Source organism: Acinetobacter sp. NIPH 2699 (assembly GCF_022549355.1).
Taxonomy (GTDB): Bacteria; Pseudomonadota; Gammaproteobacteria; order Pseudomonadales; family Moraxellaceae; genus Acinetobacter.
In genome coordinates, this window is the sequence record NZ_JAKZGL010000017.1 from 14,724 (window position 1) to 40,707 (window position 25,984).

Annotated in this window: 22 protein-coding genes; 10 read left to right on the forward strand and 12 right to left on the reverse strand. The window is 41.2% G+C overall.

From position 1 onward, the window contains the following. Window positions 1-139 precede the first annotated feature (139 nt). On the forward strand, window positions 140-979 hold the full coding sequence (locus MMP72_RS13880; RefSeq protein ID WP_241318218.1) for a methylated-DNA--[protein]-cysteine S-methyltransferase: 840 nt from the start codon (window positions 140-142) through the stop codon (window positions 977-979). Further along, window positions 966-1,574 (forward strand): alpha-ketoglutarate-dependent dioxygenase AlkB, encoded by a 609-nt coding sequence (locus MMP72_RS13885; protein ID WP_241318220.1) that lies wholly within the window; start codon window positions 966-968, stop codon window positions 1,572-1,574. The genes MMP72_RS13880 and MMP72_RS13885 overlap by 14 nt, the downstream gene beginning before the upstream one ends. A gap of 59 nt (window positions 1,575-1,633) precedes the next feature. On the opposite strand, the gene secB is transcribed toward MMP72_RS13885, so the two are convergent. The 4 genes from secB to rsgA all read right to left on the reverse strand — a co-directional run bounded on the left by secB (window position 1,634) and on the right by rsgA (window position 3,963). Beyond that, the gene (gene secB, locus MMP72_RS13890) at window positions 1,634-2,092 is read right to left on the reverse strand and encodes a protein-export chaperone SecB (RefSeq protein WP_004672663.1); all 459 of its coding nucleotides are present in this window, start codon (window positions 2,090-2,092) and stop codon (window positions 1,634-1,636) included. A gap of 32 nt (window positions 2,093-2,124) precedes the next feature. Then, on the reverse strand, window positions 2,125-2,382 hold the full coding sequence (gene grxC / locus MMP72_RS13895; protein WP_121930475.1) for a glutaredoxin 3: 258 nt from the start codon (window positions 2,380-2,382) through the stop codon (window positions 2,125-2,127). Window positions 2,383-2,393: 11 nt separating this feature from the next. Then, on the reverse strand, window positions 2,394-2,810 hold the full coding sequence (locus MMP72_RS13900) for a rhodanese-like domain-containing protein (protein ID WP_004672665.1): 417 nt from the start codon (window positions 2,808-2,810) through the stop codon (window positions 2,394-2,396). A 94-nt stretch (window positions 2,811-2,904) separates the two neighbouring features. Beyond that, a complete protein-coding gene (gene rsgA / locus MMP72_RS13905) occupies window positions 2,905-3,963 on the reverse strand; it encodes a ribosome small subunit-dependent GTPase A (RefSeq protein WP_121930476.1) in 1,059 nt (352 codons plus the stop codon). 124 nt (window positions 3,964-4,087) lie between these two features. Here rsgA and orn point away from each other — a divergent pair, with 124 nt between their 5' ends. The 3 genes from orn (at window position 4,088) to MMP72_RS13920 (ending at window position 6,451) form a co-directional block, all read left to right on the forward strand. Next, window positions 4,088-4,642, forward strand: coding sequence for an oligoribonuclease (gene orn, locus MMP72_RS13910; protein WP_004672669.1), 555 nt, complete (start codon window positions 4,088-4,090; stop codon window positions 4,640-4,642). A gap of 130 nt (window positions 4,643-4,772) precedes the next feature. After that, window positions 4,773-5,501, forward strand: coding sequence for a Bax inhibitor-1/YccA family protein (locus MMP72_RS13915; RefSeq protein ID WP_241318222.1), 729 nt, complete (start codon window positions 4,773-4,775; stop codon window positions 5,499-5,501). A gap of 146 nt (window positions 5,502-5,647) precedes the next feature. Beyond that, window positions 5,648-6,451: an enoyl-ACP reductase gene (locus tag MMP72_RS13920; protein WP_241318313.1), complete on the forward strand. Its 804-nt coding sequence runs from the start codon at window positions 5,648-5,650 to the stop codon at window positions 6,449-6,451. A gap of 183 nt (window positions 6,452-6,634) precedes the next feature. On the opposite strand, the gene MMP72_RS13925 is transcribed toward MMP72_RS13920, so the two are convergent. Further along, a complete protein-coding gene (locus MMP72_RS13925; protein ID WP_241318224.1) occupies window positions 6,635-9,268 on the reverse strand; it encodes an AAA family ATPase in 2,634 nt (877 codons plus the stop codon). Between the two features lie 378 nt (window positions 9,269-9,646). On the opposite strand from MMP72_RS13925, the gene MMP72_RS13930 reads away from it, so the two are divergent. Continuing rightward, window positions 9,647-10,078, forward strand: coding sequence for a hypothetical protein (locus MMP72_RS13930; protein ID WP_241318226.1), 432 nt, complete (start codon window positions 9,647-9,649; stop codon window positions 10,076-10,078). Between the two features lie 10 nt (window positions 10,079-10,088). On the opposite strand, the gene MMP72_RS13935 is transcribed toward MMP72_RS13930, so the two are convergent. The 7 genes from MMP72_RS13935 to MMP72_RS13965 all read right to left on the reverse strand — a co-directional run bounded on the left by MMP72_RS13935 (window position 10,089) and on the right by MMP72_RS13965 (window position 19,603). Further along, entirely contained in the window at window positions 10,089-11,477 is a 1,389-nt protein-coding gene (locus MMP72_RS13935; RefSeq protein WP_241318228.1) for an efflux transporter outer membrane subunit, read from the reverse strand. An 11-nt stretch (window positions 11,478-11,488) separates the two neighbouring features. After that, complete coding sequence (locus MMP72_RS13940) at window positions 11,489-13,480, reverse strand: MacB family efflux pump subunit (protein ID WP_241318230.1); 1,992 nt, start codon at window positions 13,478-13,480, stop codon at window positions 11,489-11,491. A gap of 1 nt (window position 13,481) precedes the next feature. Next, window positions 13,482-14,801 carry an efflux RND transporter periplasmic adaptor subunit gene (locus MMP72_RS13945; protein ID WP_241318231.1) on the reverse strand — a complete coding sequence of 440 codons (1,320 nt, stop codon included), beginning with the start codon at window positions 14,799-14,801 and terminating at the stop codon, window positions 13,482-13,484. A gap of 128 nt (window positions 14,802-14,929) precedes the next feature. Then, window positions 14,930-15,925 carry a DNA polymerase III subunit delta gene (gene holA / locus MMP72_RS13950; RefSeq protein ID WP_241318233.1) on the reverse strand — a complete coding sequence of 332 codons (996 nt, stop codon included), beginning with the start codon at window positions 15,923-15,925 and terminating at the stop codon, window positions 14,930-14,932. Window positions 15,926-15,934: 9 nt separating this feature from the next. After that, window positions 15,935-16,444 carry an LPS assembly lipoprotein LptE gene (gene lptE / locus MMP72_RS13955; RefSeq protein WP_241318235.1) on the reverse strand — a complete coding sequence of 170 codons (510 nt, stop codon included), beginning with the start codon at window positions 16,442-16,444 and terminating at the stop codon, window positions 15,935-15,937. Window positions 16,445-16,494: 50 nt separating this feature from the next. Beyond that, window positions 16,495-19,119 carry a leucine--tRNA ligase gene (leuS, locus tag MMP72_RS13960; RefSeq protein ID WP_241318237.1) on the reverse strand — a complete coding sequence of 875 codons (2,625 nt, stop codon included), beginning with the start codon at window positions 19,117-19,119 and terminating at the stop codon, window positions 16,495-16,497. 160 nt (window positions 19,120-19,279) lie between these two features. Continuing rightward, window positions 19,280-19,603, reverse strand: a complete 324-nt coding sequence (locus MMP72_RS13965) for a DUF4124 domain-containing protein (protein ID WP_241318239.1) — start codon at window positions 19,601-19,603, stop codon at window positions 19,280-19,282. Window positions 19,604-20,107: 504 nt separating this feature from the next. Between MMP72_RS13965 and MMP72_RS13970 the strand changes: the two genes are divergently transcribed. The 4 genes from MMP72_RS13970 to MMP72_RS13985 all read left to right on the forward strand — a co-directional run bounded on the left by MMP72_RS13970 (window position 20,108) and on the right by MMP72_RS13985 (window position 25,969). After that, the gene (locus tag MMP72_RS13970) at window positions 20,108-21,835 is read left to right on the forward strand and encodes an acetolactate synthase 3 large subunit (protein WP_241318241.1); all 1,728 of its coding nucleotides are present in this window, start codon (window positions 20,108-20,110) and stop codon (window positions 21,833-21,835) included. Beyond that, window positions 21,832-22,323, forward strand: a complete 492-nt coding sequence (ilvN, locus tag MMP72_RS13975) for an acetolactate synthase small subunit (protein WP_004672684.1) — start codon at window positions 21,832-21,834, stop codon at window positions 22,321-22,323. Before MMP72_RS13970 ends, ilvN begins: the two co-directional genes overlap by 4 nt. Before the next feature lie 79 nt (window positions 22,324-22,402). After that, window positions 22,403-23,419, forward strand: coding sequence for a ketol-acid reductoisomerase (ilvC, locus tag MMP72_RS13980; protein ID WP_241318244.1), 1,017 nt, complete (start codon window positions 22,403-22,405; stop codon window positions 23,417-23,419). Window positions 23,420-23,905: 486 nt separating this feature from the next. Then, window positions 23,906-25,969 carry an EAL domain-containing protein gene (locus tag MMP72_RS13985; RefSeq protein WP_241318246.1) on the forward strand — a complete coding sequence of 688 codons (2,064 nt, stop codon included), beginning with the start codon at window positions 23,906-23,908 and terminating at the stop codon, window positions 25,967-25,969. The last annotated feature ends 15 nt before the right edge of the window (window positions 25,970-25,984 follow it).

The following is a 25,984-nucleotide window of genomic DNA, read 5'->3' on the forward strand; positions in this document are numbered from 1 at the left end:
TATTCTCTCTTGTTTTGCTATAGCTGTGTGAGTATATGACATCATAAGGGAGTGTGGATATGTATAAATAGCATCTTTCGGATTTTCTTCTTACTGCAAGCTTGTTAATGTGGAGAAATAGCAACAAGAGGGCAGACAGATGCAACAGCAACGGAATTATGATCGTATTGCTCAAGCGATTGCCTATATACAGCAAAACTTCCAGCAACAGCCGCAACTTGATGAAGTCGCGGCTCATATTCATCTAAGCCCAGCCCATTTTCAGCGTTTATTCAGTGAATGGGTGGGGACCAGTCCGAAAAAGTTTCTGCAATATATCAGTGTGGAATATGCCAAAAATATTTTAAAGCAACAGGGCAGTATCTTTGATGCAACTTTTGCAACAGGACTTTCCAGCACCAGTCGGTTGCATGATCTCTTTATTCAAATCGAAGGTATGACACCAGCCGAATATAAACATGGTGGGCAGAACCTAAGCATCCATTATCAGTTTGCAGAGACACTTTTTGGTGAGGTGCTGATCGCCTCAACGAATAAAGGGATTTGTGCGCTCACCTTTGTACAACATCAAGCCGATGCGCTAGAACAATTAAAATCTCAATTTCCCCAAGCCATTTTTAAACAGCAAGCTGATCAGTTTCAGCAAAGTGCTTTAGTTCTTTTTCAAAAAGATCAGCGTCGATTGGCTGATATTAAATTGCATTTGAAAGGCACAGACTTCCAATTGAAAGTTTGGCAAAGTTTGCTCAAAATCCCAATGGGGCAACTTTCCACTTATGGCGCATTGGCCCAAGCCATTGAACATCCCAAAGCAGCGCGAGCAGTTGGCACAGCAATTGGCAATAATCCTGTGGCTTTTTTGATTCCTTGTCACCGGGTGATTCAGTCCACTGGAGCGTTTGGTGGCTATGAATGGGGAGCAACCCGAAAAATGGCAATGATTGGTTGGGAGGGAGTACAAACGTATGCAACTGTTTAATAACGAAGCTGATCCCAGCCATAACCATTTACCTTATGATGGCACAGTACAGTATTATGGAAAAGTCGTTGAAGGTTTGAGTGCGGATGATTATTTTGAGAAGCTGCTGCACAACATCGCATGGCAAAATGATCAGACCATCATTTTTGGTCGGCAGATCACCACCAAAAGAAAAGTAGCGTGGTACGGCGATCAAGCGTTTGAATATACTTATTCCAATATCAACAAATATGCTTTGCCTTGGACATCTGAGCTGATTGAACTAAAAGCATTAGTCGAACAATTAACAGGTGAAACATTCAATTCTTGTCTACTCAATCTTTATCATACAGGTGAGGAGGGAATGGCGTGGCACAGTGATGCGGAAACAGATCTTAAAAAAGAAGGTGCGATTGCATCGTTAAGCTTTGGTGCGGAACGAAAGTTCGCTTTTAAACATAAGCAGACTAAGGAAAAAGTAGAATTGTATTTAGAGCATGGTAGTCTGTTGGTTATGAAAGATACCACTCAACATTATTGGTGGCATCGTTTGCCGCCGACCAAAAAAGTGAGTACGGCACGAGTCAATCTGACCTTTAGAACAATTATTAACTAACATTAAAAAAAGGACTGAAAAATCAGTCCTTTTTTATATCGAAGCAATCGTTATAACGATTATGCTTGACCTTGTGCAGCACCTTCAGTTTGTAGGCGTTGCATATTCGCTTCAAACTCAGCATCAAAGTTGATTGGCGTAAGTAGCAATTGTGGGAAGCTACCTTTCGTCACTAAATCATTCACTGATTCACGTAAGAACGGGAATAGGATATTTGGGCAGTAAGCACCTAAGATGTATGGAAGACGATCTTCTTCTACACCATCAATCAAGAAGATACCTGATTGAGTAATATCAACGATGAACGCAGTTTCATTTTCGTTATTTGCTTGAACCACAACTTTTAAAGACACTTCATAGTGTGTTGGATCAATTTTTTCTGCGGCAGAAGATAAGTTGATATTCAGTTCTGGTTGCCATTGTTTGGTGAAGACGTGTGCACCAGGAACTTCAAATGAAATATCTTTTGTGTAAATACGTTCTAACGCGAGTTGTGGTTGAACTTGTTCTTCGCTCATCGTTTTTCCTTAAATTATGGAACTGTTGTTAATTAAGCCAATAATGGATCGAGTTTTCCTTCACGCTCTAAGGCATAAAGTTGATCAAAACCGCCAATAAACTGGTCGTTGATAAAAATTTGAGGCACTGTACGGTGATTGGTACGTTGCATTAACTCAATACGAACCTCAGGTGCTTCATTAGAAAGATTAATTTCTTTATAAGCCACACCTTTACGCTCAAGCAATTGTTTGGCGCGTACGCAATATGGGCAAGAAAGCGTTGAATAAATAGTGACATTGGATGTCATTTCATCTCTCCTTAAGCTTTGGTTTTACTTTTGACTAAAGGTAAGCCTTGAGCTTTCCAGTTGCTAATGCCGCCGTCTAAGCGGTAGCTGTCAGCATGACCCACTTTTTGCAATGCAGTGCCAGCCACTTGTCCTAAGTTACATATAAAGACCAATGGACGGTCACTTGCTTTGAGTTCATCAAGGTGGCTTGTGATCTGGCTATATGAAATGTTACGGCTGCCACTGATGTGGCCTTCACGGAAATCTTTCGCATCACGTAAGTCGATCAAGATCGCATTTTTCGCTTTGACCAAAATACCGAGAGATTGAGGTGAAATTTTACGACCATTGCGTTGTCCTTCTAAAACAAAGAACAATACGATGAGTACCGCAAGCGTACCAAATAAGAAGGGGTGATTCCCCATAAACTCAAACCAACGTTCCACAAGTCACCTAAAGTTAAAATCAAAACTGCCACTGAGTATAACTTATCTGTATGGTGATCAAAAACTTTAGTTCAAGGGCTCATTTGAATTTATGCTAATTTTTTTGCTGTGCTTCTTGAATCTCATCCAACAGGCGTAAATAACTGTCTAAACGACGCGGTAAAATTTCCCCTGCAACAACTGCTTGTTTCAAAGCACAATTTTTCTCATGGGTATGGGTGCAATTACGGAACTGGCAAAGTCCTAAATGTGCCTCAATCTCAGGAAATCCTGTACGTACTTTTTCTAAGCTTAAATGCCACAGCCCAAACTCACGAATTCCCGGTGAGTCGATCAATGCGCCGTTTGTTCCAAATTTAATCAAACGGGTGGAAGTGGTGGTATGTTGTCCCAGCGCTGAGTTTTCAGAAATGATATTGGTTTTTTGCGCAGCGTCAGGAACGATGGTATTAATCAGTGAGCTTTTGCCGACACCTGACTGCCCAACGAAAGCGACTGTTTCATTGTCTATGCGAGCTGAAAGCGCAGATAGATCACCGTATGAGTGGCAGATAAGGGTTTCATAGCCCAAAGTCTCATATTCACTTAACAGGGTCAGAATCGGATCATTTTCTTTGAGTAAGTCGGATTTGTTTAGCACCAATAAGGCGGGAATATTGGCATCGGCACAAGCCACCAGATAGCGATCAATCAGTGTTGGCGCGGGTTCTGGTAGCGGTGAAAATACAATGACAATCAAGCTGATATTGGCAGCAACAGGTTTTACTTTGTGATAACGATCTGGACGTGTCAATAGTGACTGTCTTGGATAGATCGCCGTGATAATACCAAGCCCCGTATTGGGATCCGCTTGCCACTTTACACGATCACCTGTGACCAATAATTCGAGGTTGGTACGAGTATGGCAGCGCCACACACTATCCAGTTCAATCGATTTCCAAAATGGTGCAGGCTCACCTGCGTTCACTTGTGGGGATTCTGGGTGCTGTTCAGGCACAGATAAAGCTTGTACTTCGAGTTGACGACCATAATGTTGAACAACCAATCCATCAAGGTCTTGCGACGTATCAATGTCGTCTTGACGCGATTTGTGTTGTTTTTCAATACGACGTTGCTGCTGGTCAGTTAAACGACGCTTACGAATTAAAGCCATTCATATCCCAAAAATCCACATGTATAAGACCGCAAAAATAGCATGAAGTGATGAGAGAGTTACAGTCAAGTTCGCATTAATTTGCTACTATTGATGTTTTTCACACCTATTAGAAATATTATCCATGAGCAGCACCCCTGATACACGATTAATCTGGATTGACCTCGAAATGACGGGTTTAGATACGGATAATGACCAGATTATTGAAATTGCAACAATTATTACAGATGATCATTTAAATATTTTGGCTGAAGGCCCTGTGTTAGCGATCCATCAATCAGATCGCTTGCTCAACGCAATGGATGAGTGGAATACCAAACAACATGGTCAATCAGGGCTGATTGAGCGTGTCCGTCGCAGTAAACTGACTGCTGAGGATGCGGAACAGCAAACCTTAGAATTTTTAATGAAATGGGTCAATGCAAAGACTTCACCGATGTGTGGCAATTCTATTTGCCAAGATCGCCGTTTCCTACACCGTTTAATGCCAGAGTTGGAACAATTTTTCCATTATCGTAATTTAGATGTCTCTTCAGTGAAAGAACTGGCTAAACGCTGGAGACCTGAAATTATGAGCGGTCTAAAGAAAAATGCCTCGCATTTAGCGATGGATGATATTCGTGATTCGATTGCAGAATTGAAATATTATCGTGAATACTTTTTTATTATGAATAAATAAGTTTTCTCGAAGAATTTAAATAAAGAGGCGAAAGCCTCTTTTTTATCGAACGTAAAAAAATATTTGGGGGCGGTGCTAAAATCGCTTAAACTCACATTTTATTTTCGTTAACTATAAAAAGAGAGCAGACATGCAAAGCGATAATCCTATTTTGACCCGAGTTGAAACCTATAGTGATTTGGCCGAGCCGATGACCATCCAAGGGGCTATTCAGAAATCAGTCCTGTTAACTGTGATCGCAGCAACGCTTGGTATCGGACTATTTTTATATTGTGCCTTCACTGCTAATTTTTCAATTGCTTATGCCGCAACCATCGTGGGTATTGTAGGCAGCCTTATTCTTGGATTGCTCACAACTTTTAAACCGAATACTGCACCTGTATTGGCGATTCCCTTTGCTTTATTTGAAGGCGCATTTTTAGGTGGTGTTTCTTTTATTTTCCAAGTGAAATTTCCAGGTGTACCGTTACAAGCATTACTGGCGACATTTGTCACCACATTGGTGTTATTTGCCTTGTATAAGTTCCAATTGATTCGTGCAACTGAGAAGTTTAAAGCAGTTGTGATTTCAGCTTCGATTGCGATTGCTTTGGTTTTTGTGGTGCAGATCTTTTTAAGTTTGGCATTGGGTTCTAGCATTCCTTATCTGTTTGAAAGTAATTGGTTAGGCATCGGTTTTGCGGCTTTTGTCGCGGTGATTGCATCGTTGAACCTGATCTTGGATTTTGATTTGATTGAACGTGCCACGGCGCAGGGCGCACCTAAAACATTTGAGTGGGTGTGTGGTATTGCATTGTTAGCCACTTTGGTTTGGATGTATTACTCATTTATGCGTTTATTGAGCCTGATCCAAAAGTAATGAACATGTATTAAGTCAGTAAAAACACCAAACGCCTTCAATTGAGGGCGTTTTTTTATGCAAGATTGTAAAAAAGATGCATTATGCAATTTCGGAAAATGCTGAATATTGGCATTATGGGTGAAAATTTTTCGAGTGAGAATAAGATGTCACAAGGACTTTTAACTGGTAAGCGTTTTCTAATCGCAGGTGTTGCAAGTAAGTTGTCGATTGCTTACGGCATTGCAGCGGCTTTACACCGTGAAGGTGCAGAGCTGGCGTTTACTTATCCAAATGATAAGCTGAAAAAACGTGTTGATGATTTTGCCGCACAATTTGGTTCAGACTTGGTTTTCCCTTGTGATGTTGCTGTTGACGCAGAAATTGACAACACCTTTGTTGAGTTAGCAAAACATTGGGATGGTTTGGATGGTGTAGTGCATTCAATTGGTTTCGCACCTGCACATACATTAGATGGTGATTTTACCGACGTGACCGACCGTGACGGTTTTAAAATTGCACATGACATCAGTGCTTATAGCTTTGTTGCGATGGCTCGTGCAGCGAAGCCATTATTACAAGTGCGCCAAGGTTGCTTATTGACCTTGACTTATCAAGGTTCTGAGCGTGTGATGCCAAACTACAACGTGATGGGTATGGCGAAAGCATCTTTAGAAGCAGGTGTTCGTTATCTAGCATCTAGCTTGGGTGCTGATGGTATTCGTGTGAATGCGATTTCAGCAGGTCCAATCCGTACTTTGGCGGCGTCTGGTATTAAGTCTTTCCGTAAAATGCTTGATGCGAATGAAAAGATTGCACCTTTAAAACGTAATGTGACCATCGAAGAAGTGGGTAATGCTGCATTATTCCTTTGTTCACCGTGGGCTTCGGGCATTACAGGTGAAATCATGTATGTCGATGGTGGTTTTAATACCGTGGGTATGAGCCAATCAATGATGGATGATGAATAATTAGATTGATCTAAATCATATGATAAAGCCGCTTTAATAGCGGCTTTTTTTTAGAAGGTAGAGGATTTCTAAAGAATATAATGCCTGTGTCTAGGCCAAGGTAAATGGCAAATCTCTTGGTGTAAGCAAAAAATAGTGACAGTTTCGAAAGGTAATTCGTATGTGCTTTTATGCCTCATGTAACTACCGCCGACCTTGAAGATCCGTTAACGCTTGATCTAAAGAACTAATAGCTTGAACAATAGTATCGACAGCGGCACGATCAAATTCACCAGTTCTCTGAGAATCATGAGTTCCACTATTTAAGTATCCCCACTCTATTGAACTTCCAGATACACCCAATAATGAATCGAGAGCTCCAATAGCGGTGGTAACCGCAGCAGTTTGATTTTGATTTCGTCTTAAGGCAGACCGAATCTTATTGCACTTATTATTTAACTCCCACGGCGAACGAGGCCCACTAAGTTTGAGCTCAATGCGCCCATCTCCTTGCCGTCCCATCCACGTCCATAGTCTATCAGTTAAGCTTTCTATCGCTGCTCTTGAGTAATAAAGGGCTTCTCGTTTATCTTGATTAGCAAAAGCCTGCTGAGACCTAAGAACATAATTCTTTGTGGGGGGATTTGTATCAATGCGCAAATGATGTTCCCCTTGATGTGGCAAGAATTTATACAGAGTTATATCATTTGCACGTGCTGAACCCAACTCTTGCTGAATTCTATGAAGAAATTCTTCGGCATGAGAAGTCAAAATCACCTGTTTCCTATCTAATAATCCATCTTCAAAAAATGTTCTCCAAATCCCATTTCTATGATCATCATCAATAGCGTTAACAACATCATCAAAGATAACTATGGAGCAGTCTTCCTCAATATTTTTTGCAAGTAATATTGCCAAGCCAAGACACTTAATATGTCCCTCACTGAGCAGGGTGAGCGCATCGAAACGAATACCTAATTGTTCTTGAAATTCGAGCTCAATTTTTCCATTTTCAGCAAGAGGTAACCAAAGATTGTGTAATAGGTCTACTGGTAAGTCATCTCTATTAAATGAGTTGTATAAGTCTCGTGCTCTTTGTCCTAATCCCTGAAGCAATTGCGATGGTAGATTGCGAAGATATAATTGGATTTCTTGTAAGAAACCATCATATGCTCTCTTAATCCTGGTATGGAACTCTACTACTTGTGCCTCAGTCGCCACTAGTTCAATTAGTTCTCGATTAGCTTCATCAAAGCTTGTAACAGTATTTCTTGCTTCAGTTAATTGATTTTCCGTTGTTTGTCGCATTAAATTTGCACGTTCTATCTCAGTGCGATACCCATCTAGTCTAGCTCTTTCTTCAACAAATTGTTGTCTTTGAGCTAAAACTTGCCGAGCTTCAATATCTGATCTTTCGATGTTTGCACTGAGATTTAGTAATTCATTCCAATATTTATGGTTATCATCTACCCAAACTTGAAGCCATTGACCAACTGAAGAGGGGGGCAATACTGGTAGTTCTTTCTCTTGGAGTTTTAGAGGACAAACAATGGCTGCCGCGTTAATTGTATTGACCATCAATTGATGTAGATTACGCATTTCGTCATTCAATGCATCTCTTTCGTCTGTTGCCCGTTCTTGCAGATTAGCTAGTTCACTAAGTTGCGCTAGACCAGCATAAGCGACTTCATACGGATTTTTAGCTACAGACTGAAGATCCGTACCGCACGCTGGACAGTGATTCGGCTTCAATGAAGATAGCTGGAGAACTGATTGATAAAGCTGTTTATATGAAACTTCACCAGAGCGGCGAGTCAACTCAGCGGTTATAGTATTCAACGTATTACTGATTGTGAATACTCGATTAAAAACTGCCGTTAGTTGTTCTGAAGTTAGTCCGTAGATTACAGGTGGAGATGCATCGAGAATAGATTGCACATATGAAAGGCGTCCTTGCTGCTCCTGATTCCCAAGCAACCAATTCGTTATAGTTTCATAGTTGCATCCAGACTGAATTCTTTCCGCAATTAAGCCTTCATTAATATTGATTTGTGTAAGTCGTAGAGGGTATTCTTGAATAATTTGTTCAGCACTTGCCAAAGCTTGCCTTCTTGTAGCAAGTTCGTTTGCTCGCTGGCCATTAAGGTTTAAATTTTCATCAAGCGATGGGTTGAAACCTCTTACAAATTCTGAAAATTGATCTATCCCGAATAACGTAGCAATTAATTGTCTTTGATCGCTTGGCGTTCTTGATGCAATTCGAGCGAAGTCATCCAACCTATTTTTCTCAATAAAACAGAACCTATACTTCTCCTCATTTGGCTCTAAATTAACTGGAGGATTATTATCATTTACTGTTGATATAACAGGATCAACATATTGCCCCAGTCTTGCGTTTCTACAGTAAGTGTTATGATTGATCCGCTTAACCTGAGCTTCACTTATCGATCCTAACAATGCTGTTTCTAGAGCTTCGCAAAAACTACTTTTACCTGTTCCGTTAGCTCCATATACAAGTGTTATTGGTTTGCTAAGATCAAACACTTCCTGATTTGTAAATCCCCTAAATGGGCCAACGGCTAATTGATGTAAACGGCCAACATTTTGGCCATTTACATCCAAATTATTAAATTCTGGAAGTTCTGTAGAAACTTCTAATATTTGATTTATTGCTAGAGGGGCCAGTCGAGATGATCGTGCCCTACGAGCAGCACCAACCTGTGCTAAATCATCTAGATTCAAATATATTAAATTTGCCATTCGACGAATATCTTCATCTACAGGCTTTTGTACTAGTGACTCTAAAAACCTTTGATATTCAGCGATAATGCTGGCCATGCTACTTCCTTATATTTTGATTATTAAATTTTTAATGTCGATGTTGTTAAGGCACATAACTACAACTATACGATATAGCGTCCACACAATCGAAATATCGCATAACTAATTAGATTTTCTATCTTATTAATCAGCATATGCAACAGCAATATTTACGTCAACACAAAAGCTATGGACAACATCACTTTATAAAGTTTGAACTTATATTTAATTCGACGATGAGCGATATATTGAAAATATATCAATAAGTATAATTAACCATTTGTCATCCCATACTTTATATGATAATTAATGCTGGTTTTTTGTTTAATCGAAAATTTTAAATAAAGTGTCGATAAAAATATTATTTTTTAACGCTTCGGGGAAGGTCGTCATAACGTGAAGAAAATTGTAATTGTATTGGGCTTAGCGATGCTACTTTCGCTACAAGGTTGTGCAGCGGTTATGGCAAGTAACCAACCTCATAAAAAGAACTTGACCGTTTTAGAGGTCGGAAAACATCGTAATCACGTGATTTCTGAACTTGGTGCTCCTGTGGTATCAGAAACACTCAATGGTGAACGCAAAGAAATTTATACTTTCCAGCAAGGCTATTCAAAAGCAGCACGAATCAGCCGTACCATGTGGCATACTACTGCGGATATTGCCACGATTGGTTTATGGGAAATTATTGGTTCACCAACGGAGATCTATTTTAGTGGTCAGCAACTCTCATATGAAGTTGTGTTTGATGCACAAGATAATGTGAAATCCGCTCAGTTGATTCAGACCAATGTTAATGTGGATGATAAAGAAGGATTAAAACAATAGTCTGGAACGACTATTGTTTGATCGGGCTTCCACCTAGCGCTTGCATTAACGTGACATAGGCATTGTATTGATTCTGCTTGGTTTCAACTAAGTTGAGTCGTGCATTGCGGGTGGTTGCTTGAGCATCGAGTACGTTTTTTAAAGCGATTGCCCCATTGCGATATCGCACTTCAGTTAAATGTTCAGTTTTTTCTGCCAGCTCTACATTTCGTTGTTGAAGTTGAACTTGTTGATCTAACTGCGTTCGATTCGACAACGCATTTTCGACATCTGCAAAGGCTTGATACAGGCCTTGACGATATTGAGTAATGGCTTTTTCATATTCAAGATCACTAATCGCAATATCTTTCTTCATATCATTATATTGAAGGAAGGGTAGACTTAAACTTGCACCCAAGGCTAAAGCTGGATTTTGCAGAAGTTGAGTCAAAGAGGTACTCGAAGCACCCACACTGCTTGTCAGATTAATCGATGGATAATAACTTGCTTTGGTGGCATCTTTATTGGCAAGGGTTTTACGTAAACGTAATTCTGAAGCTTGTAGATCTGGACGACGAGATAAGATTTCCGCAGGCAAACCCACTCCGATATTAGGCAAAGCATTCCGTGGTAGTTGAGCAGGTTCTTGAATATTCAATTGTTGTACAGGTTGATGCAGCAGTACCGCAATCGCTGTACGCGCTTCCACACGTTGTTGCTCAATTTGGCTGAGGCTGGCTTTTTGGCTTTGTACCGATTGTTCCGCTTGAGTTAAATCCAGACCTGAGACAGCACCTGCTTTATATTGTGATTGTACCAGAGCATAGATTTTCTGAGTGGAGGCTAAGTTTTGTTGAACCGTTTGATAGCGCTCATTCAGATAGCCAAGTTGCCAGTATAACTTTGCTGTTGTACCAACAAGACTTTGTGCCGTAGCCTGTAAGTCTTGTTCACTGGCTTGCGCTTCCCAACGACTGGCTTCAGTTTGATTTGCCAATTTTCCAAATAAATCTAACTCATAGCTCACACCCAAACTGGTTGATAGACCGCGATCACTGCCATCACCTGAGCGTAGGTCATAGCTATAACCTGTAGACACACTGGAGCTGGTACGCAGTCCTTGTCTGTTTTCTGCCAATCCCGCTTGTAAACGGGCTTGTTTTAAGGTGATACCCGCAACGATAAGATCACTGTTTTTAGCCAAAACCTGATCAACCAGTTGGTTGAGTTGAGCATCATTAAACAGTGTCCACCATTGATCGGTCAGATTCACATTTTGATTTTTTTGGGCATCGTATTGGAACTGTTGTGGTACTTGTACAGTGGGTGCGTTATAAGGGGTTTTGACGATAGCGGAACAGCCAGAGAATGAACTGGTTACTAAAATCGCGAGTCCTAATTTTTTGAAATGAAAAGACATATTTAAATTCCTTATTCTCTCGCTAAAGCGGCAACTGGATCGAGTTGAGCTGCATTTCGTGCAGGCAAGAAGCCAAAAACGATACCAATGAGACTTGAGCAGACAAAGGCTGCGACGATTGACGTGGTTGAGTAACTCATTTCAATAATGCCTTTGGCGAAATGCCCAATGATTTGTCCAATGCCCAAAGAGAGCAGTACACCGAGTACGCCGCCCAGTAAGCAGACCAAAATCGCTTCAATCAGGAATTGTTGCAAAATATCACTTTGTCGAGCACCGACCGCCATACGAACCCCGATTTCTTGGGTACGTTCAGTCACAGAAACCAACATGATATTCATCACGCCAATACCACCCACCACCAATGAAATGACGGCAATGGCTGAAATCAATAAGGTCATGGTGGCGGTGGTTTGCTGAATCGTTTCACGAATACTGTCAGAGTTTTGAGTGAAGACATCCTGAGCACCATGACGCTGTTCAAGCAGGGTCAGAATGGCATTTTCAGCGGCTGTACTTGGATATTCATCTTTAATTCGCACGATGATGCTACGAACATTGGATTGCCCTAACATACGACTCATCACAGTGGAGTAAGGGAGGTAAACATTGAGGCTGTCTGAATTTCCCATGAAACCTTGTTGAGCATCAATCACGCCAATAATTCGACTTGGTACGCTACCGAGGAGAATCACTTGCCCAACGGGGCTAGTACCATCAGCAAAAAAAGTTTTCTCGGTATTGGTATCAATCACCACGTCCTGTGCACGTTGGGTGACACCTTCTTTGTCAAAAGGCTGGCCTGATTTAAAGGTCATACCTCGCACATAGAAAAAGTCTTCACTGACACCATTGACCGTTGCAGAGGCTTCGGTATCTTTGAAACGTAGTGTCACGCTGGTATTGGCAGAAGGGCTGACCCCATCGACATAAGGTTGTTCGGCCAGTGCATCTGCATCGGCAGGTACAAGGGTTTTAACTTGTGAGGCTCTGGAGGTATCACCAAACCCCCGTCCTTGATAAACGGTGATGGTGTTGGTGCCGAGACTGCTAATATTTTCCAGAATTTGCTTTTGTGAACCATTCCCCAGCGCAACAACGGATACCACGGATGCGATCCCGATGATAATGCCCAGCATGGTCAAAAAAGTACGCATACGATGTGCATTCATGGCCAAAAGTGCCATACGGAATGCTTCACCTAGACGATCAAAGAAAGATCGCCAAGCGGAGGTTTTCTTTTGTGGGGCACGTTGTAAGGGGTGATGCTCTAAATCAGGATCCGTATTTTCAGGTGTGTTGGCACGATCTGAAATAATATTACCGTCACTAATTTCAATAATTCGTGTCGCATTTTTAGCGACATTCAGATCATGGGTGACCAGAATAATGGTATGACCTTTGGCATTCAGTTCACGTAAAATACGCATCACCTCAACACCGCTATTCTTATCCAATGCACCTGTGGGTTCATCTGCCAAGATGACATCACCGCCGTTCATCAAGGCGCGAGCAATCGAAACACGTTGTTGTTGTCCGCCTGAAAGCTGGCTCGGTCGGTGATCTAGGCGTTCTTCGAGTCCAAGTTCTGATAGCAATTCAGCCGAACGTTGTTGACGTAAATGACTATCTACACCTGCGTAAATGGCTGGAACTTCTACATTCCCTGACGCACTGAGATCACCCAGCAAATGATAGCGTTGGAAAATAAAACCAAAGTATTCGCGACGTAGTTGTGCCAGTTCATCGGGTTCGAGCTGACGCGTTTCGCGGCCACTCACCAGATAACTTCCTGAGCTCGGCTTATCTAAACATCCTAAAATGTTCATTAAGGTTGATTTGCCTGAACCTGACTGACCAACGATCGCGACCAATTCACCTGCATAAATTTTTAAATTAATGCCTTTGAGGATTTGTACCGTACCTTCACCTGCGGGAAATTCACGCGTGAGATCGGTGACCTCAAGTAGAGGCTGAGCTGAATGTATTTGATCTTGAGTCATATTACATTCTCATCGCACGTTGATTACTACGTTTCGCTGCTTCATTTGAACTATCCGTTGCATCCGCAATCACTACTTGATCACCTTGTTTGAGGCCTTTGATGACTTCTGCTGTGACACGATTATTAAGACCAATTAACACCGGTTGTGGCTGGATCGTACCATCTGCTTGCAGCACACGAATCATGCTGGTTGATGCTTTGCCTTGAGTAATCAATGTTTGTTCATCTGTGGTCAAATCTAGGCGTTTAGGCTGTTGCGATCTTGGAGCATCCGTTGTTTCGATTTTATCTGTTGTGCGCTCTTTTCGATTTGAACGGTTACTGGTTTGTAAGGCAGCGGCAGGGACGGTGAGTACATTTTTTGCCTCAGCCAAAACAATATAAACCTGCGCTGTCATATCAATACGTAATTTGCCATCTTCATTTGGCACATCAAAGAGCGCGTTGTAGTACACAGCAGTGCTAGAAGAAGAATTGGTGCTGGTGTTTTCGGTATTAATTGAATTTGGTGCAGGTTCGACTTGGCGCAATTTAGCGTAATGTTTTTTCTCACTGTTGCCTAAAGTGGTGAAATAAACCGTTTGACCTTTTTCAACTCGCATCACATCTGCTTCAGAAATCTGTGCTTTAACCGTCATGGTGTCTAGTGTTGCCAGTTTCACAATGGTTGGCGCAGTTTGATTGGCATTCACGGTTTGACCTTCTTCGGTCACAATCGCTACAATCGTACCATCCATTGGCGCGACAATTTGGGTATAACCCAAGTCTTCTTTCGTTGTTGCAAGGGTTAAACGCGATTGTTCAATCTGTGCATTGATGGCTGCAATTTGTGCTTGAGCCGTTTTGTAACTTGCCAATGCAGATTCAAGTTCTGCACGAGAAGTCGCATCCTGACTGAACATGGTTTGTTGACGTTTGTATTCTGCATCCACTTTCGTAAGATTGGCTTGTTGAACTGCCAATTGTGCTTGTTGATTTTTAATACTGGCTTCTGCGGTTTTTAATTCATTTTCTTGGCGAACTGAGTCGATTTGAGCAATGAGTTGTCCTTGCTTAACTTGATCACCAAGTTGCACATACATCTTTTTAACTTGACCAGAGACCTGTGCGCCGACACTGACCATTTTGGTGGCTTCCAATACACCTGTTGCCAAAACTGAACTTTCAAGATCGCCACGACTTACTTCAGCGGTGATGTATTGAGGTGTCGTTGCTTTCGGCTTTAATATCAGCCAACTGAGTAGGGCAATCACCAAAATGCTAACCACTATGATGATTATTTTTACAGGTTTAACTTTTTTAGAAATCATTTTTGGCATGGCACAAGCGCGTAATTAAAAATTTTATTCAGTATAAAAGTGAAATAAGGATAAAGCGTGAATATTTTTAATCTAAAATGAGCATTACGCTCCATATTTCTTGTTTTTATCGTGTGCTTTGCATGAGTTTACGAAGATTGAGTAAATAAAGTTGTACCACAAAGTTTGCTAATTGCTTGCAACATTAAGTGATCGGTATTCTCTTTGGACATGCCTTTAATGGCAGCGTCTATTTGCAATAATAAATCAGGCCATGTGAGGAATTGTTGCGGATTTAGGCGGCGCAAAGCCTGTTGATATTGCGAAACTTTGGTTTTCCAGATACCAAGTTGCAAAGCATTCTGAGGTTGCTCAAACAGTTGCATCAATAGACGCATTTCTTTACTCAGCGTCCATAAAATCAGGCTATCAGGCTCACCTGCTGCAAGTAGATACTGATAAATTTTAACAGATTGCGCTAAATTTCCTGCCAGTAAGGCATCGCTTAAATCATAAGTGCTATAGCGAGACTGATCCTGCAAACAAGCATATAGTTGTTCGGTCTGAATATGTTGGATATCAGGGTAGGTATCTGCAACACGCATCAAGCTATTTTTAGCAGCCAATAGATTGTGTTCATGATGCTGCATCAGCCATTGCCATGCGGCTTGATCCAACTGAATACCGAGTTTTTCTGCTTCAATCGTTAAAATACGTTGTCGATCTTGAGGATAAGTGGCGGTGAGTGGAACGACCACACCATTGGCTTCGACCACTTGGAAAAATGCAGATTTGAGATTGCCACTGTCTTGTTTCGGTAAAACAATCAGCAATAAATTATGCTCATTGTGTTGTATATAACTTTTAAGTTGCTTTAAGCCGTTGGCATCAGGTTTGATATTGCCATGAACTTCGATTGCCAATTGCTGAGAAAATAACGACAAACTATTCAGGGCATTAAAGACATTTTTCCAATCGTTGACACTGCTAATGTCGTAACGCTGGCGTTCAACTTCTTGTTGTTGCCAGCTTTTACGAAATGTGTCGAGCAGATTTTGCTCAAGTAAAGGCTCTTGACCATGAATGATCCATGCACCGCGAGCATCTTTGACTCTTTTTAACGCTTGAACATAATCCAGTTTCATAGATACAAATTATGGTTGAGCTTTGGGTAAGCGATTTGCTGCGATTTGACGTGTCACTTGCTGAGCCACATCATCAATGACAATACGGTTCAGATAGGCTTCTTGTTGGTTATCCGTGTTGACTGTTGCCACATCGTATTGGTAAGTGCGAGACGCTGTTAATGTGCGTGGTTCAGTCACTTTATTGCCTTGACGGTCTTCAATCTGAAAGGTCACCGTCAATCGAAGCAATACCTCGGTCAATTTTCCGTTGAGTAATTGGCGGCGAGGGGTGTAATCCAAAATACGAAGTACATAAGCATCATTTGAATTGCTTAGTTGTACACCTGTTGCACTGAGATAAATGCTGAGTCGGTTTTCAAGCTCATCGGTATTGTCTGGCAATACTAACGTTAATTTATTGTAGACCAGTGGTGTCGCTGCTGGATTGTTGCCTTTTAAGTGAAAGCCACAGCCGACTAAGCCTGCACTTAGACCTAAAGTTAAAACAATAGTAGCTAAACGTTGCGCTAAGTGCATATCCATTCCTCATAGAGACAATGAGGGCGTATACAATACGCCCCTATAGTTTAAACGACTAAATTCACCAATTTATTCGGTACAACAATTTCTTTCTTGGTCGGGCCAGTTAAGAATTGTTGAATTTCTGGTAATGCTTTTGCCTGAGCCAATAAATCATCTTTAGAGATATCGACAGCGACGTCTAACTTAGCACGAAGTTTACCATTCACTTGTACAACAATCGTTTGCGTATTACGTGTTAACGCAGACTCATCCACTTGCGGGAATTCAACTGCCGTTAATTCCACACCAAACTGAGTTAACAATGTTTGACTCAAGTGCGGTGCAAATGGCGCAAGCAAGGTGAGCAATGTCGTGATTGCTTCGCGAGCAACGGCAACATCATTGTCATCTTTTACTTCAAACTTATTGCTGGCGTTGAGTAATTCCATCAATGCTGCAATCGCAGTATTAAATGCATGACGACGTTCGATGTCATCACCCACTTTCTGGATGGTTTCATGGGTTTTACGACGTAAGTCTTGTGCATCTTTCGACAAGTTCGCAGTATCGATTGCAGTGGTTTGATTGCCTTTTTCCAAGAAGCTGGTCGTTAAACGCCATACTCGTTTCAAGAAGCGATTTGAACCTTCCACACCTGCATCAGACCATTCTAATGATTGATCTGGTGGTGCAGCGAACATCATAAACACACGTGCAGTATCTGCGCCGTATTGATCAATAATCGCTTGTGGATCGATCCCGTTGTTTTTCGACTTGGACATTTTTTCTTGTCCGCCGATTACAACTTCCTGACCATCACCTGAATATTTTGCTGAAAGAATACGACCTTTTTCGTCACGCTCTAATTCGATATCCGCAGGGTTGTACCACGTTTTTTTGCCATTCTCAGCTTCACGATAGAAGGTATCTGCCAAGACCATGCCTTGCGTTAACAAGTTGGTAAATGGTTCATTGCCTTGTACCACACCTTCGTCACGCATCAATTTATGGAAGAAACGTGCGTAAAGTAAGTGCAGGATCGCGTGTTCTACACCACCGATATATTGATTCACAGGAAGCCAGTTTTGTGCAGCCTCAGGTTTCACCATACCGCCAGTAAAGTCTGGAGACGCATAACGTGCATAGTACCAAGATGATTCTACAAAGGTGTCTAAGGTGTCGGTTTCACGACGTGCATCGCCACCACAGCTCGGGCATTTGGTTTCATAGAACTCGGGCATCTTGTTCAATGGGTTGCCAGAACCATCTGGAACCACATCTGTTGGTAAGACCACTGGAAGTTGATCTTCTGGAACAGGAACTTGACCACAGGTGTTGCAGTTGACCATTGGAATTGGACAACCCCAATAACGCTGACGAGAGACCCCCCAGTCGCGTAAACGGAATTGAACTTTAGCGTTTGCTAAGCCCTGCGGTTCTAATTTTGCAAGGAATGCATCAAAAGCCGCTTGGATGTCTAAACCGTCAAACTCGTCAGAATTAACCAATTTGCCTTCTTTAGAGCCGTACCATTCTTGCCATTCAGCAGCTGAGTATTCAGCATCGTCAGCGCCTTTAGCATCGATGACTTGTTTGATTGCAAGATTGAATTTATTGGCAAATTCGAAATCACGTTCGTCATGTGCAGGAACCGCCATCACGGCACCAGAGCCGTAAGACATTAATACGTAGTTGGCAATCCACACTGGCAATTCTTCACCAGTTACTGGATGCTTAACAAATAAGCCTGTTGCCATGCCTTTCTTTTCAGCAGTGGCTAAATCTGCTTCTGCAACTGAACCCATACGGCATTCTTCAATAAAGGCAGCAAGTTCTGGGTTACTTTCAGCAGCTTTAAGCGCCATTGGGTGTTCAGCAGCAACGGCCACATAGGTTGCACCCATGAGGGTATCTGCACGTGTGGTATAAACGGTTAAGCTATCTGCATAAAGGTCAGTATTTGCAGAAGGGAAAGTGATTTCCATCCCTGTTGAACGACCAATCCAGTTACGTTGCATGGTCAAGACTTGTTGAGGCCAGCCATCTTTTAAAGTATCTAAATCATCTAATAATTCTTGTGCATAGTCGGTGATGCGGAAATAGTACATTGGAATATCGCGTTTTTCGACCAATGCACCTGAACGCCAGCCACGACCATTTTCAACTTGTTCATTGGCTAAAACAGTCTGGTCGACAGGATCCCAGTTCACCGTTGAAAGCTTACGATAGATCAAGCCTTTCTTATAAAGCTGAACGAATAACCATTGTTCCCAGTGGTAATACTCTGGGGTACAGGTGGCAAATTCACGATCCCAGTCCACCGACAAGCCCAGTTTCTTTAACTGGTCACGCATATAGGCGATATTTTCAAAGGTCCATTGTGCTGGTGCGACTTGATGTGCAATCGCTGCATTTTCGGCAGGTAAACCAAACGCATCCCAACCCATCGGTTGTAAAACAGTTTCACCTTTTAAACGGTAAAAACGGCTAATCACATCGCCAATGGTATAGTTGCGCACATGGCCCATATGCAGTTTGCCACTTGGGTAGGGGAACATCGATAGGATATAGCGATGTTTACCCTCTACAGTGTCTGCAACTTTAAAAACTTTGCGATTGTCCCAGTCTTGTTGAACTTGAGGCTCAATGGCACTTGCTTGATATTCGGCGTCAATGTGAGAAGTCGTCATAGGGATATGCGATACAACAAAATAAGTGGAAAATAATTGCTGCACAGCATAGCGCAAAACTGGATGAAATGTCAGTGATTCGATGAGGATTTTATCATCAAAGCGACGCTATCAAGCGAACACCTTGATGATCGCTCTGCCATCATTATGAATCATTAGATTAACGCTCAGATGCTGTCGAAGCTGTAGATGCACTTGGTGTTACAGCTTCTTCTGTCACTGCTTCTGTGTGGTGCGGTGCATTTTGTGCTTCTTTGGTTGTGTCCTGTGTTTTTGTAGAGGGGCTGTGGGTATGATGGGTGGCATAAGTTGCCACTTTATCCAACCGTTTTGTACCTTTTGGTGGTGGCGTAGTAGTGTAATGGGTGGAGCCGTTCGCATCGACCCATTTATAATATTGTTGCGCCTGAGATTGACTCGTACAAAGTAATAATACGGTTGCTGAAACTGCATATGAGATTGTTTTAAAAAGAGATGCTTTCATTTTTTCTCCCCAAGAGAATGCTATCTATATTCGATCAACAGGTATAAATCAAAAAATCACAATGCCTAGTATTGTATAAAAAGAAAATCATTTTTGGACAAATGGACATTTAAAATGACCAAATTATTCTGTGAACTTTGAATAAAAAAACAACAGCCAAGAAATATTATATAAAAACTGTTGCTTTATTCTTGACTTTGTTTAAGAAAGCTACAAAAATGCTTGCTTTAGTTTTATATGCGCTTATTTGATCACCCTTCGAATAAATGTCATGGCTTGCAATGGACATTCTTTCTAGCCGAGAGAATGATTTTTTGAAATATGTTTATCCCAACATATTTTGATTCGAGATGTAAAAACAGCTTATACAGCTGATGAGTCAGAAAATTTTTCCTATTGCAGCAAAAACGAGTAGAATACGCACACATACAAAAAGTGCATAAGTTAATGAATGAAACACAATTTATGCCTCCCATAAATTGTGTAAACATAGGGTGAATCACGTTGGAACTTTTATCTGGTGGTGAAATGCTCGTTCGTGCCCTCGCGGACGAAGGCGTAGAGCATGTTTTTGGTTATCCAGGCGGCGCAGTTTTACATATCTATGACGCGCTATTTCAACAAGACAAAATCAATCATTACCTTGTACGTCATGAGCAAGCTGCTGGTCATATGGCAGATGCTTATTCACGTGTAACAGGGAAAACAGGGGTTGTTCTTGTTACTTCTGGTCCAGGTGCAACAAATACTGTAACGCCAATTGCAACTGCATACATGGACTCAATCCCAATGGTGATTTTGTCTGGTCAGGTTGCGAGTCATTTAATTGGTGAAGATGCCTTTCAGGAAACAGATATGGTTGGGATTTCTCGCCCAATCGTAAAACACAGTTTCCAAGTGCGTCATGCCAGCGAAATTCCTGCCATTATTAAAAAAGCATTTTATATCGCATCTTCTGGCCGTCCAGGTCCAGTTGTTATTGATATTCCTAAAGATGCAACCAATCCAGCAGAAAAATTTGCTTACGAATATCCTGAAAAAGTGAAGATGCGTTCTTATCAACCGCCATCTCGTGGTCACTCAGGTCAGATTCGTAAAGCAATTGATGAGCTGATTACTGCGAAACGCCCAATGATCTATACAGGTGGTGGTGTTGTTCAAGGTAATGCTTCTGGATTGTTGACGGAACTTGCACATTTATTGGGTTATCCAGTCACCAATACCTTGATGGGTCTAGGTGCTTTCCCAGGAAATGATCCACAGTTTGTGGGCATGTTGGGGATGCATGGAACCTATGAAGCCAATATGGCGATGCACAATGCAGATGTGATTTTAGCGATTGGTGCGCGTTTCGATGACCGTGTAACCAACAACCCAGCTAAATTCTGTCTCAATGCCAAAGTAATTCACATTGATGTAGATCCAGCAACCATTTCAAAAACCATTATGGCACACATCCCGATTGTGGGTGCGGTAGAGCCTGTGCTGCAAGAAATGTTGGCACAACTCAAACAAATGAATGTTTCTAAGCCAAACCCTGAAGCGATTGCAGCATGGTGGTCTCAGATTAATGAGTGGCGTAAAGTTCATGGTTTACGTTATGAAGCAGGTCAAAATGGTGTAATGAAACCTCAGCAAGTGGTTGAGGCATTAGATCGTGTGACCAATGGTGAAGCCATCATTACTTCGGACGTAGGTCAGCATCAGATGTTTGGTGCAAACTACTATAAATACAAACGTCCACGTCAATGGATCAACTCAGGTGGCTTAGGCACCATGGGGGTTGGTTTGCCGTATGCGATGGCTGCGAAGCTTGCATTCCCAGATCAACAAGTGGTTTGTATTACGGGTGAAGCGTCGATTCAGATGTGTATCCAAGAATTATCGACATGTAAGCAATATGGCTTAAATGTGAAAATTCTTTGCTTAAATAACCAAGCTTTGGGCATGGTGAAGCAGTGGCAGGATATGAATTATGAAGGACGTCATTCAAGTTCTTATGTCGATTCGTTGCCTGATTTCGCTAAGTTAATGGAAGCTTATGGTCATGTCGGTATTCAAATCGATCATGCCGATGAGTTGGAATCTAAACTTGCTGAAGCGATGGCGATTAATGATAAATGTGTATTCATTAATGTCATGGTGGATCGTACAGAACATGTTTATCCAATGCTGATTGCAGGTCAATCGATGCAGGATATGTGGTTAGGAAAAGGGGAGCGTACTGAATGAGACATATTATTTCTGTACTCGTTGAAAACGAAGCTGGTGCGCTTTCTCGTTTAGTGGGATTGTTTTCTCAACGTAACTACAACATTGAGACTTTAAATGTTGCACCGACTGAAGATGAAACCTTATCTCGTCTCACCTTAACCACGTATGGTGATGATCATAAGATCGAACAAATCACCAAACAGTTGAACAAATTGGTTGAAGTCGTGAAAGTGGTTGACCTGTCTGAAGGTGCACACATTGAACGTGAATTGATGTTGATCAAGGTAAAAGCGCTAGGAGCGGCTCGTGCGGAAATTAAACGTACTGCTGATATCTTCCGTGCTCAAATCGTTGATGTAACCCCAACGACTTATACCATCCAGATCGCAGGGACCACGGACAAGATTGATGGGTTTATTGATGCACTCGCAGAAAATACCATTCTTGAAGTGGTACGTTCAGGTGTATCGGGCATTGCTCGTGGTGAAAAAGTTTTAACAATTTAGGAAATAAAATTTCCCTAACCCCCTTTAAGAAAAGAGGAGGGTTAGTGGGATTCAAAAAGCATTTTAGCGGAGAAAACAGATGCAAATTTTTTACGATAAAGACTGTGACTTATCAATCATCCAAGGCAAGAAAGTTGCAATCATTGGTTATGGTTCACAAGGTCATGCTCATGCACTTAACTTGAAAGAATCTGGCGTAGATGTCACTGTCGGTTTACGTGCAGGTTCTACTTCTTGGAAAAAAGCTGAAAATTCAGGTCTTAAAGTATCTGAAGTACCAGCCGCTGTTGCTCAAGCTGATTTAGTTATGATCTTGACTCCAGATGAATTCCAATCACAACTTTATCGTGATGTGATCGAACCAAATATCAAAGAAGGTGCGACTTTAGCATTTGCTCATGGTTTCTCTATTCTTTATAACCAAGTTGTTCCACGTAAAGACTTAGACGTGATTATGGTTGCTCCAAAAGCACCTGGTCATACTGTACGTTCAGAATATCAACGTGGTTCAGGTGTTCCTGACTTGATCGCAATTCATCAAGATGCTTCTGGTAATGCACGTAACGTAGCACTTTCTTACGCTTCAGGTGTAGGTGGTGGTCGTACTGGTATCATCGAAACTTCATTCAAAGAAGAAACTGAAACTGATTTATTCGGTGAGCAAGCAGTTCTTTGTGGTGGTGCGGTTGAATTGGTGAAAATGGGCTTCGAAACTTTGGTTGAAGCTGGTTATGCACCAGAAATGGCGTATTTCGAATGCTTACACGAACTGAAGTTAATCGTTGACTTGATGTTTGAAGGCGGTATCGCGGACATGAACTATTCAGTATCAAACAATGCTGAATACGGTGAATATGTAACGGGTACTGAAGTAATCAATGAACAGTCTCGTGAAGCAATGCGTAATGCTTTGAAGCGTATTCAGTCTGGTGAATATGCAAAAATGTTCATCCAAGAAGGTGCGTTAAACTATCCGTCTATGACTGCTCGCCGTCGTCAAAATGCTGCGCATGGTATCGAAGTGACAGGTAATAAATTACGTGCGATGATGCCTTGGATTCAAGCGAATAAGATTGTTGATAAAGAGAAGAACTAAGTTTTAGTTTAATCTTGAAAAACCCTTGTTTTGACACAAGGGTTTTTTATTTGCGGTTGATAACAGAGTTATAACAATATAAATAAAAAATAGGCTTAATATTGTTCATGTTTTAATCGATTTAAGCATGTTTTTAATAGTTTGATTGAAACAATGTAGTTGCATACATTGGGGGTGTCTGCACGATTCACAGCATTAAAATAGTAATAACTGAAATTTAAAAAAATCGAGTAAAAGATAAATTAGTCTTTGGATAAAAATGGAATGGGGAAAACTCTATTTTCTATAGTAATAAACTGTATTTTAGGTTTTTATTCTATTGATTTATAAAGTGAAAAAGACTTGACCTTATGCTGGATGATGTTATTGTTAAGAAAAGTTTATGAAGATAAACTTCATATTTCTTTGAGTGTGAAGGATCGTTCTGATTTTGAGCAATTTGCTCAATAAATAAAAAAAAGTACTGAATAATCATGGAAGTCCTTTATGGTACACGTTGATTACGATAGCACATTGGTCATCGTTTCCATTTTGGTTGCAGTAGTGATATGTTACGCTGCGGTTTCAATGGAAGAACTCGTTTTTAAAGCTGCTTATAAAAAGTTTGAAAAAAGCATTTTAGTAACGAGTGGTCTGATCTTAGGCCTAGCGATATGGTCGATGCATTTTGTGGGGATGCTGGCTAGCCATTTGCCAGAAGGGTATCATTTTGATGTCGGTTTGACGCTTCTCTCTTATCTGATTGGAGCGGTTGCCTCTATTTTTGCGGTATGGTTGACTTCGCGTCAAACATTACCTCTTGCTCGTTTGATTCTAGGCGCTGTTTTTATGGGGCTTGGGATATCTGGCATGCATTACACGGGGATGATGGCGCTCACTGTTGAATATCATCAGATGTATTATGATCCATTGCTTGTGATCTGCTCTATCTTGATCGCAATTAGTGGCTCTGGCTTAAGTTTCTTTTTTATTTTTAAATATAAGGCTGCGGCGAATTATAGAATTACTTTAAAAGTGATTGTTGCGGTTCTAATGGCGCTTAGTATCGTTGGCATGCACTATATAGGCATGGCTGCAACTTACTTTAATGAGAGCTTGGTAAAAGTTGTTCCCCCTGCACAAACTGAACAAAGCGTTTTATTATTCACGATTATTTTCATTACCAGTTTGGTTTTTGTCGCAGGTTTTGCGGTTGCTCTATTGGAAGCCCGTTTAGAGCAACGAAATCAACAACTCAAATTAATCAATAAACAACTTGCGACACAGTCTTTGCATGACGCATTAACGAAATTGCCAAATCGTTTGTATTTAACGGATTATGCTGAGGTTGTTTTTACTCATCATCGGTTACGTGAACAGAAAGTGGCTTTTTTATATATTGATTTAGACCGCTTTAAATCCGTCAATGATGCTTTTGGTCATCATGTGGGTGATCAGTTGCTTATTCAAATGGCCAATCGTTTGCATAATCAACTTGAGGCAAATCAAAGATTATTCCGTATCGGTGGTGATGAGTTTGTCTTGATTTCGGAAAACACAGACAGCAATGGCGCGATGCAACTTGCAGAAAGTATTTTGTACTTCATTCAAGAAACCTACTTGATTGCGGGCAAAGATATTAATATTTCTGCGAGTCTTGGAATTGCAATGTATCCTGAGCATGGAAGCAATGTGCAAGATCTACTGATTAATGCTGATATTGCCATGCTGATGTCTAAAGATCAGGGACGTAATACCTATACGATATTTCATGCGATGACTGACCAAAAAGATGTGCGTAGTCAGTCAAAATTGATCAATGATTTGTATAAAGCGGTTGATGAACAGCAGTTCATTTTATTTTATCAGCCTAAATTTACAGCGAATTATGAAGTGTGTGGTGTTGAGGCACTTATTCGTTGGAATCACCCAAGCTTAGGTCTGTTAACGCCCCATATGTTTATTGATGGTGCGGAGAAAACAGGTTTAATCATTCCAATGGGGTATTGGGCGCTGGAACAAGCCTGTCAACAAATTCAGAAATGGGAACAAGAGAATAGTCCTTTTTATCCAATTGCAGTCAATCTATCGGCACTACAATTTGAAAATAAAAAATTATTCAGTGTCTTGGAACAGCTCATCGAACAATACAATATTCAACCCCAGCATCTAATTTTAGAAATTACTGAGTCAACCGCAATGCATCATATTGATTCGAGCATTCGGACCTTGGAGCGTTTACGTAAGCTGGGTATCCGTATTGCAATCGATGATTTTGGTACAGGTTATTCAAGCTTCTTATATTTAAAAGATTTACCTGTAGATGAGCTTAAAATAGATCGTGGTTTTATCATCGACCTACAACCTAACTCTAAAGAAGAAGCCATTTTAGAAAGTATTATTCATCTTGCTGCGAAACTCGGTTTGACGGTAACGGCAGAAGGTGTAGAAACCCAACAGCAAGCCGATATTTTAACCAAGCTGGGCTGCCATCAGTTACAAGGCTATTTATTGGGAACGCCTGTTAATATTGAAAGTTTGGTATTGCACCGCCAGCAAAACTTTGCTTAGGGTCTCGAGATTGAA

Excerpts from the sequence above, each read along its gene's own strand:
- MMP72_RS13945 (WP_241318231.1), bottom strand. The coding sequence starts at position 14,801 with ATGCCAAAAATGATTTCTAAAAAAGTTAAACCTGTAAAAATAATCATC.
- MMP72_RS13985 (WP_241318246.1), top strand. The coding sequence starts at position 23,906 with ATGGTACACGTTGATTACGATAGCACATTGGTCATCGTTTCCATTTTG.
- secB (WP_004672663.1), bottom strand. The coding sequence starts at position 2,092 with ATGAGCGAAGAACAAGTTCAACCACAACTCGCGTTAGAACGTATTTAC.
- MMP72_RS13925 (WP_241318224.1), bottom strand. The coding sequence starts at position 9,268 with ATGGCCAGCATTATCGCTGAATATCAAAGGTTTTTAGAGTCACTAGTA.
- grxC (WP_121930475.1), bottom strand. The coding sequence starts at position 2,382 with ATGACATCCAATGTCACTATTTATTCAACGCTTTCTTGCCCATATTGC.
- MMP72_RS13965 (WP_241318239.1), bottom strand. The coding sequence starts at position 19,603 with ATGAAAGCATCTCTTTTTAAAACAATCTCATATGCAGTTTCAGCAACC.
- holA (WP_241318233.1), bottom strand. The coding sequence starts at position 15,925 with ATGAAACTGGATTATGTTCAAGCGTTAAAAAGAGTCAAAGATGCTCGC.
- rsgA (WP_121930476.1), bottom strand. The coding sequence starts at position 3,963 with ATGGCTTTAATTCGTAAGCGTCGTTTAACTGACCAGCAGCAACGTCGT.
- MMP72_RS13915 (WP_241318222.1), top strand. The coding sequence starts at position 4,773 with ATGCAAAGCGATAATCCTATTTTGACCCGAGTTGAAACCTATAGTGAT.
- leuS (WP_241318237.1), bottom strand. The coding sequence starts at position 19,119 with ATGACGACTTCTCACATTGACGCCGAATATCAAGCAAGTGCCATTGAG.
- MMP72_RS13935 (WP_241318228.1), bottom strand. The coding sequence starts at position 11,477 with ATGTCTTTTCATTTCAAAAAATTAGGACTCGCGATTTTAGTAACCAGT.
- orn (WP_004672669.1), top strand. The coding sequence starts at position 4,088 with ATGAGCAGCACCCCTGATACACGATTAATCTGGATTGACCTCGAAATG.
- MMP72_RS13940 (WP_241318230.1), bottom strand. The coding sequence starts at position 13,480 with ATGACTCAAGATCAAATACATTCAGCTCAGCCTCTACTTGAGGTCACC.
- MMP72_RS13920 (WP_241318313.1), top strand. The coding sequence starts at position 5,648 with ATGTCACAAGGACTTTTAACTGGTAAGCGTTTTCTAATCGCAGGTGTT.
- MMP72_RS13885 (WP_241318220.1), top strand. The coding sequence starts at position 966 with ATGCAACTGTTTAATAACGAAGCTGATCCCAGCCATAACCATTTACCT.
- ilvC (WP_241318244.1), top strand. The coding sequence starts at position 22,403 with ATGCAAATTTTTTACGATAAAGACTGTGACTTATCAATCATCCAAGGC.
- MMP72_RS13880 (WP_241318218.1), top strand. The coding sequence starts at position 140 with ATGCAACAGCAACGGAATTATGATCGTATTGCTCAAGCGATTGCCTAT.
- lptE (WP_241318235.1), bottom strand. The coding sequence starts at position 16,444 with ATGCACTTAGCGCAACGTTTAGCTACTATTGTTTTAACTTTAGGTCTA.
- ilvN (WP_004672684.1), top strand. The coding sequence starts at position 21,832 with ATGAGACATATTATTTCTGTACTCGTTGAAAACGAAGCTGGTGCGCTT.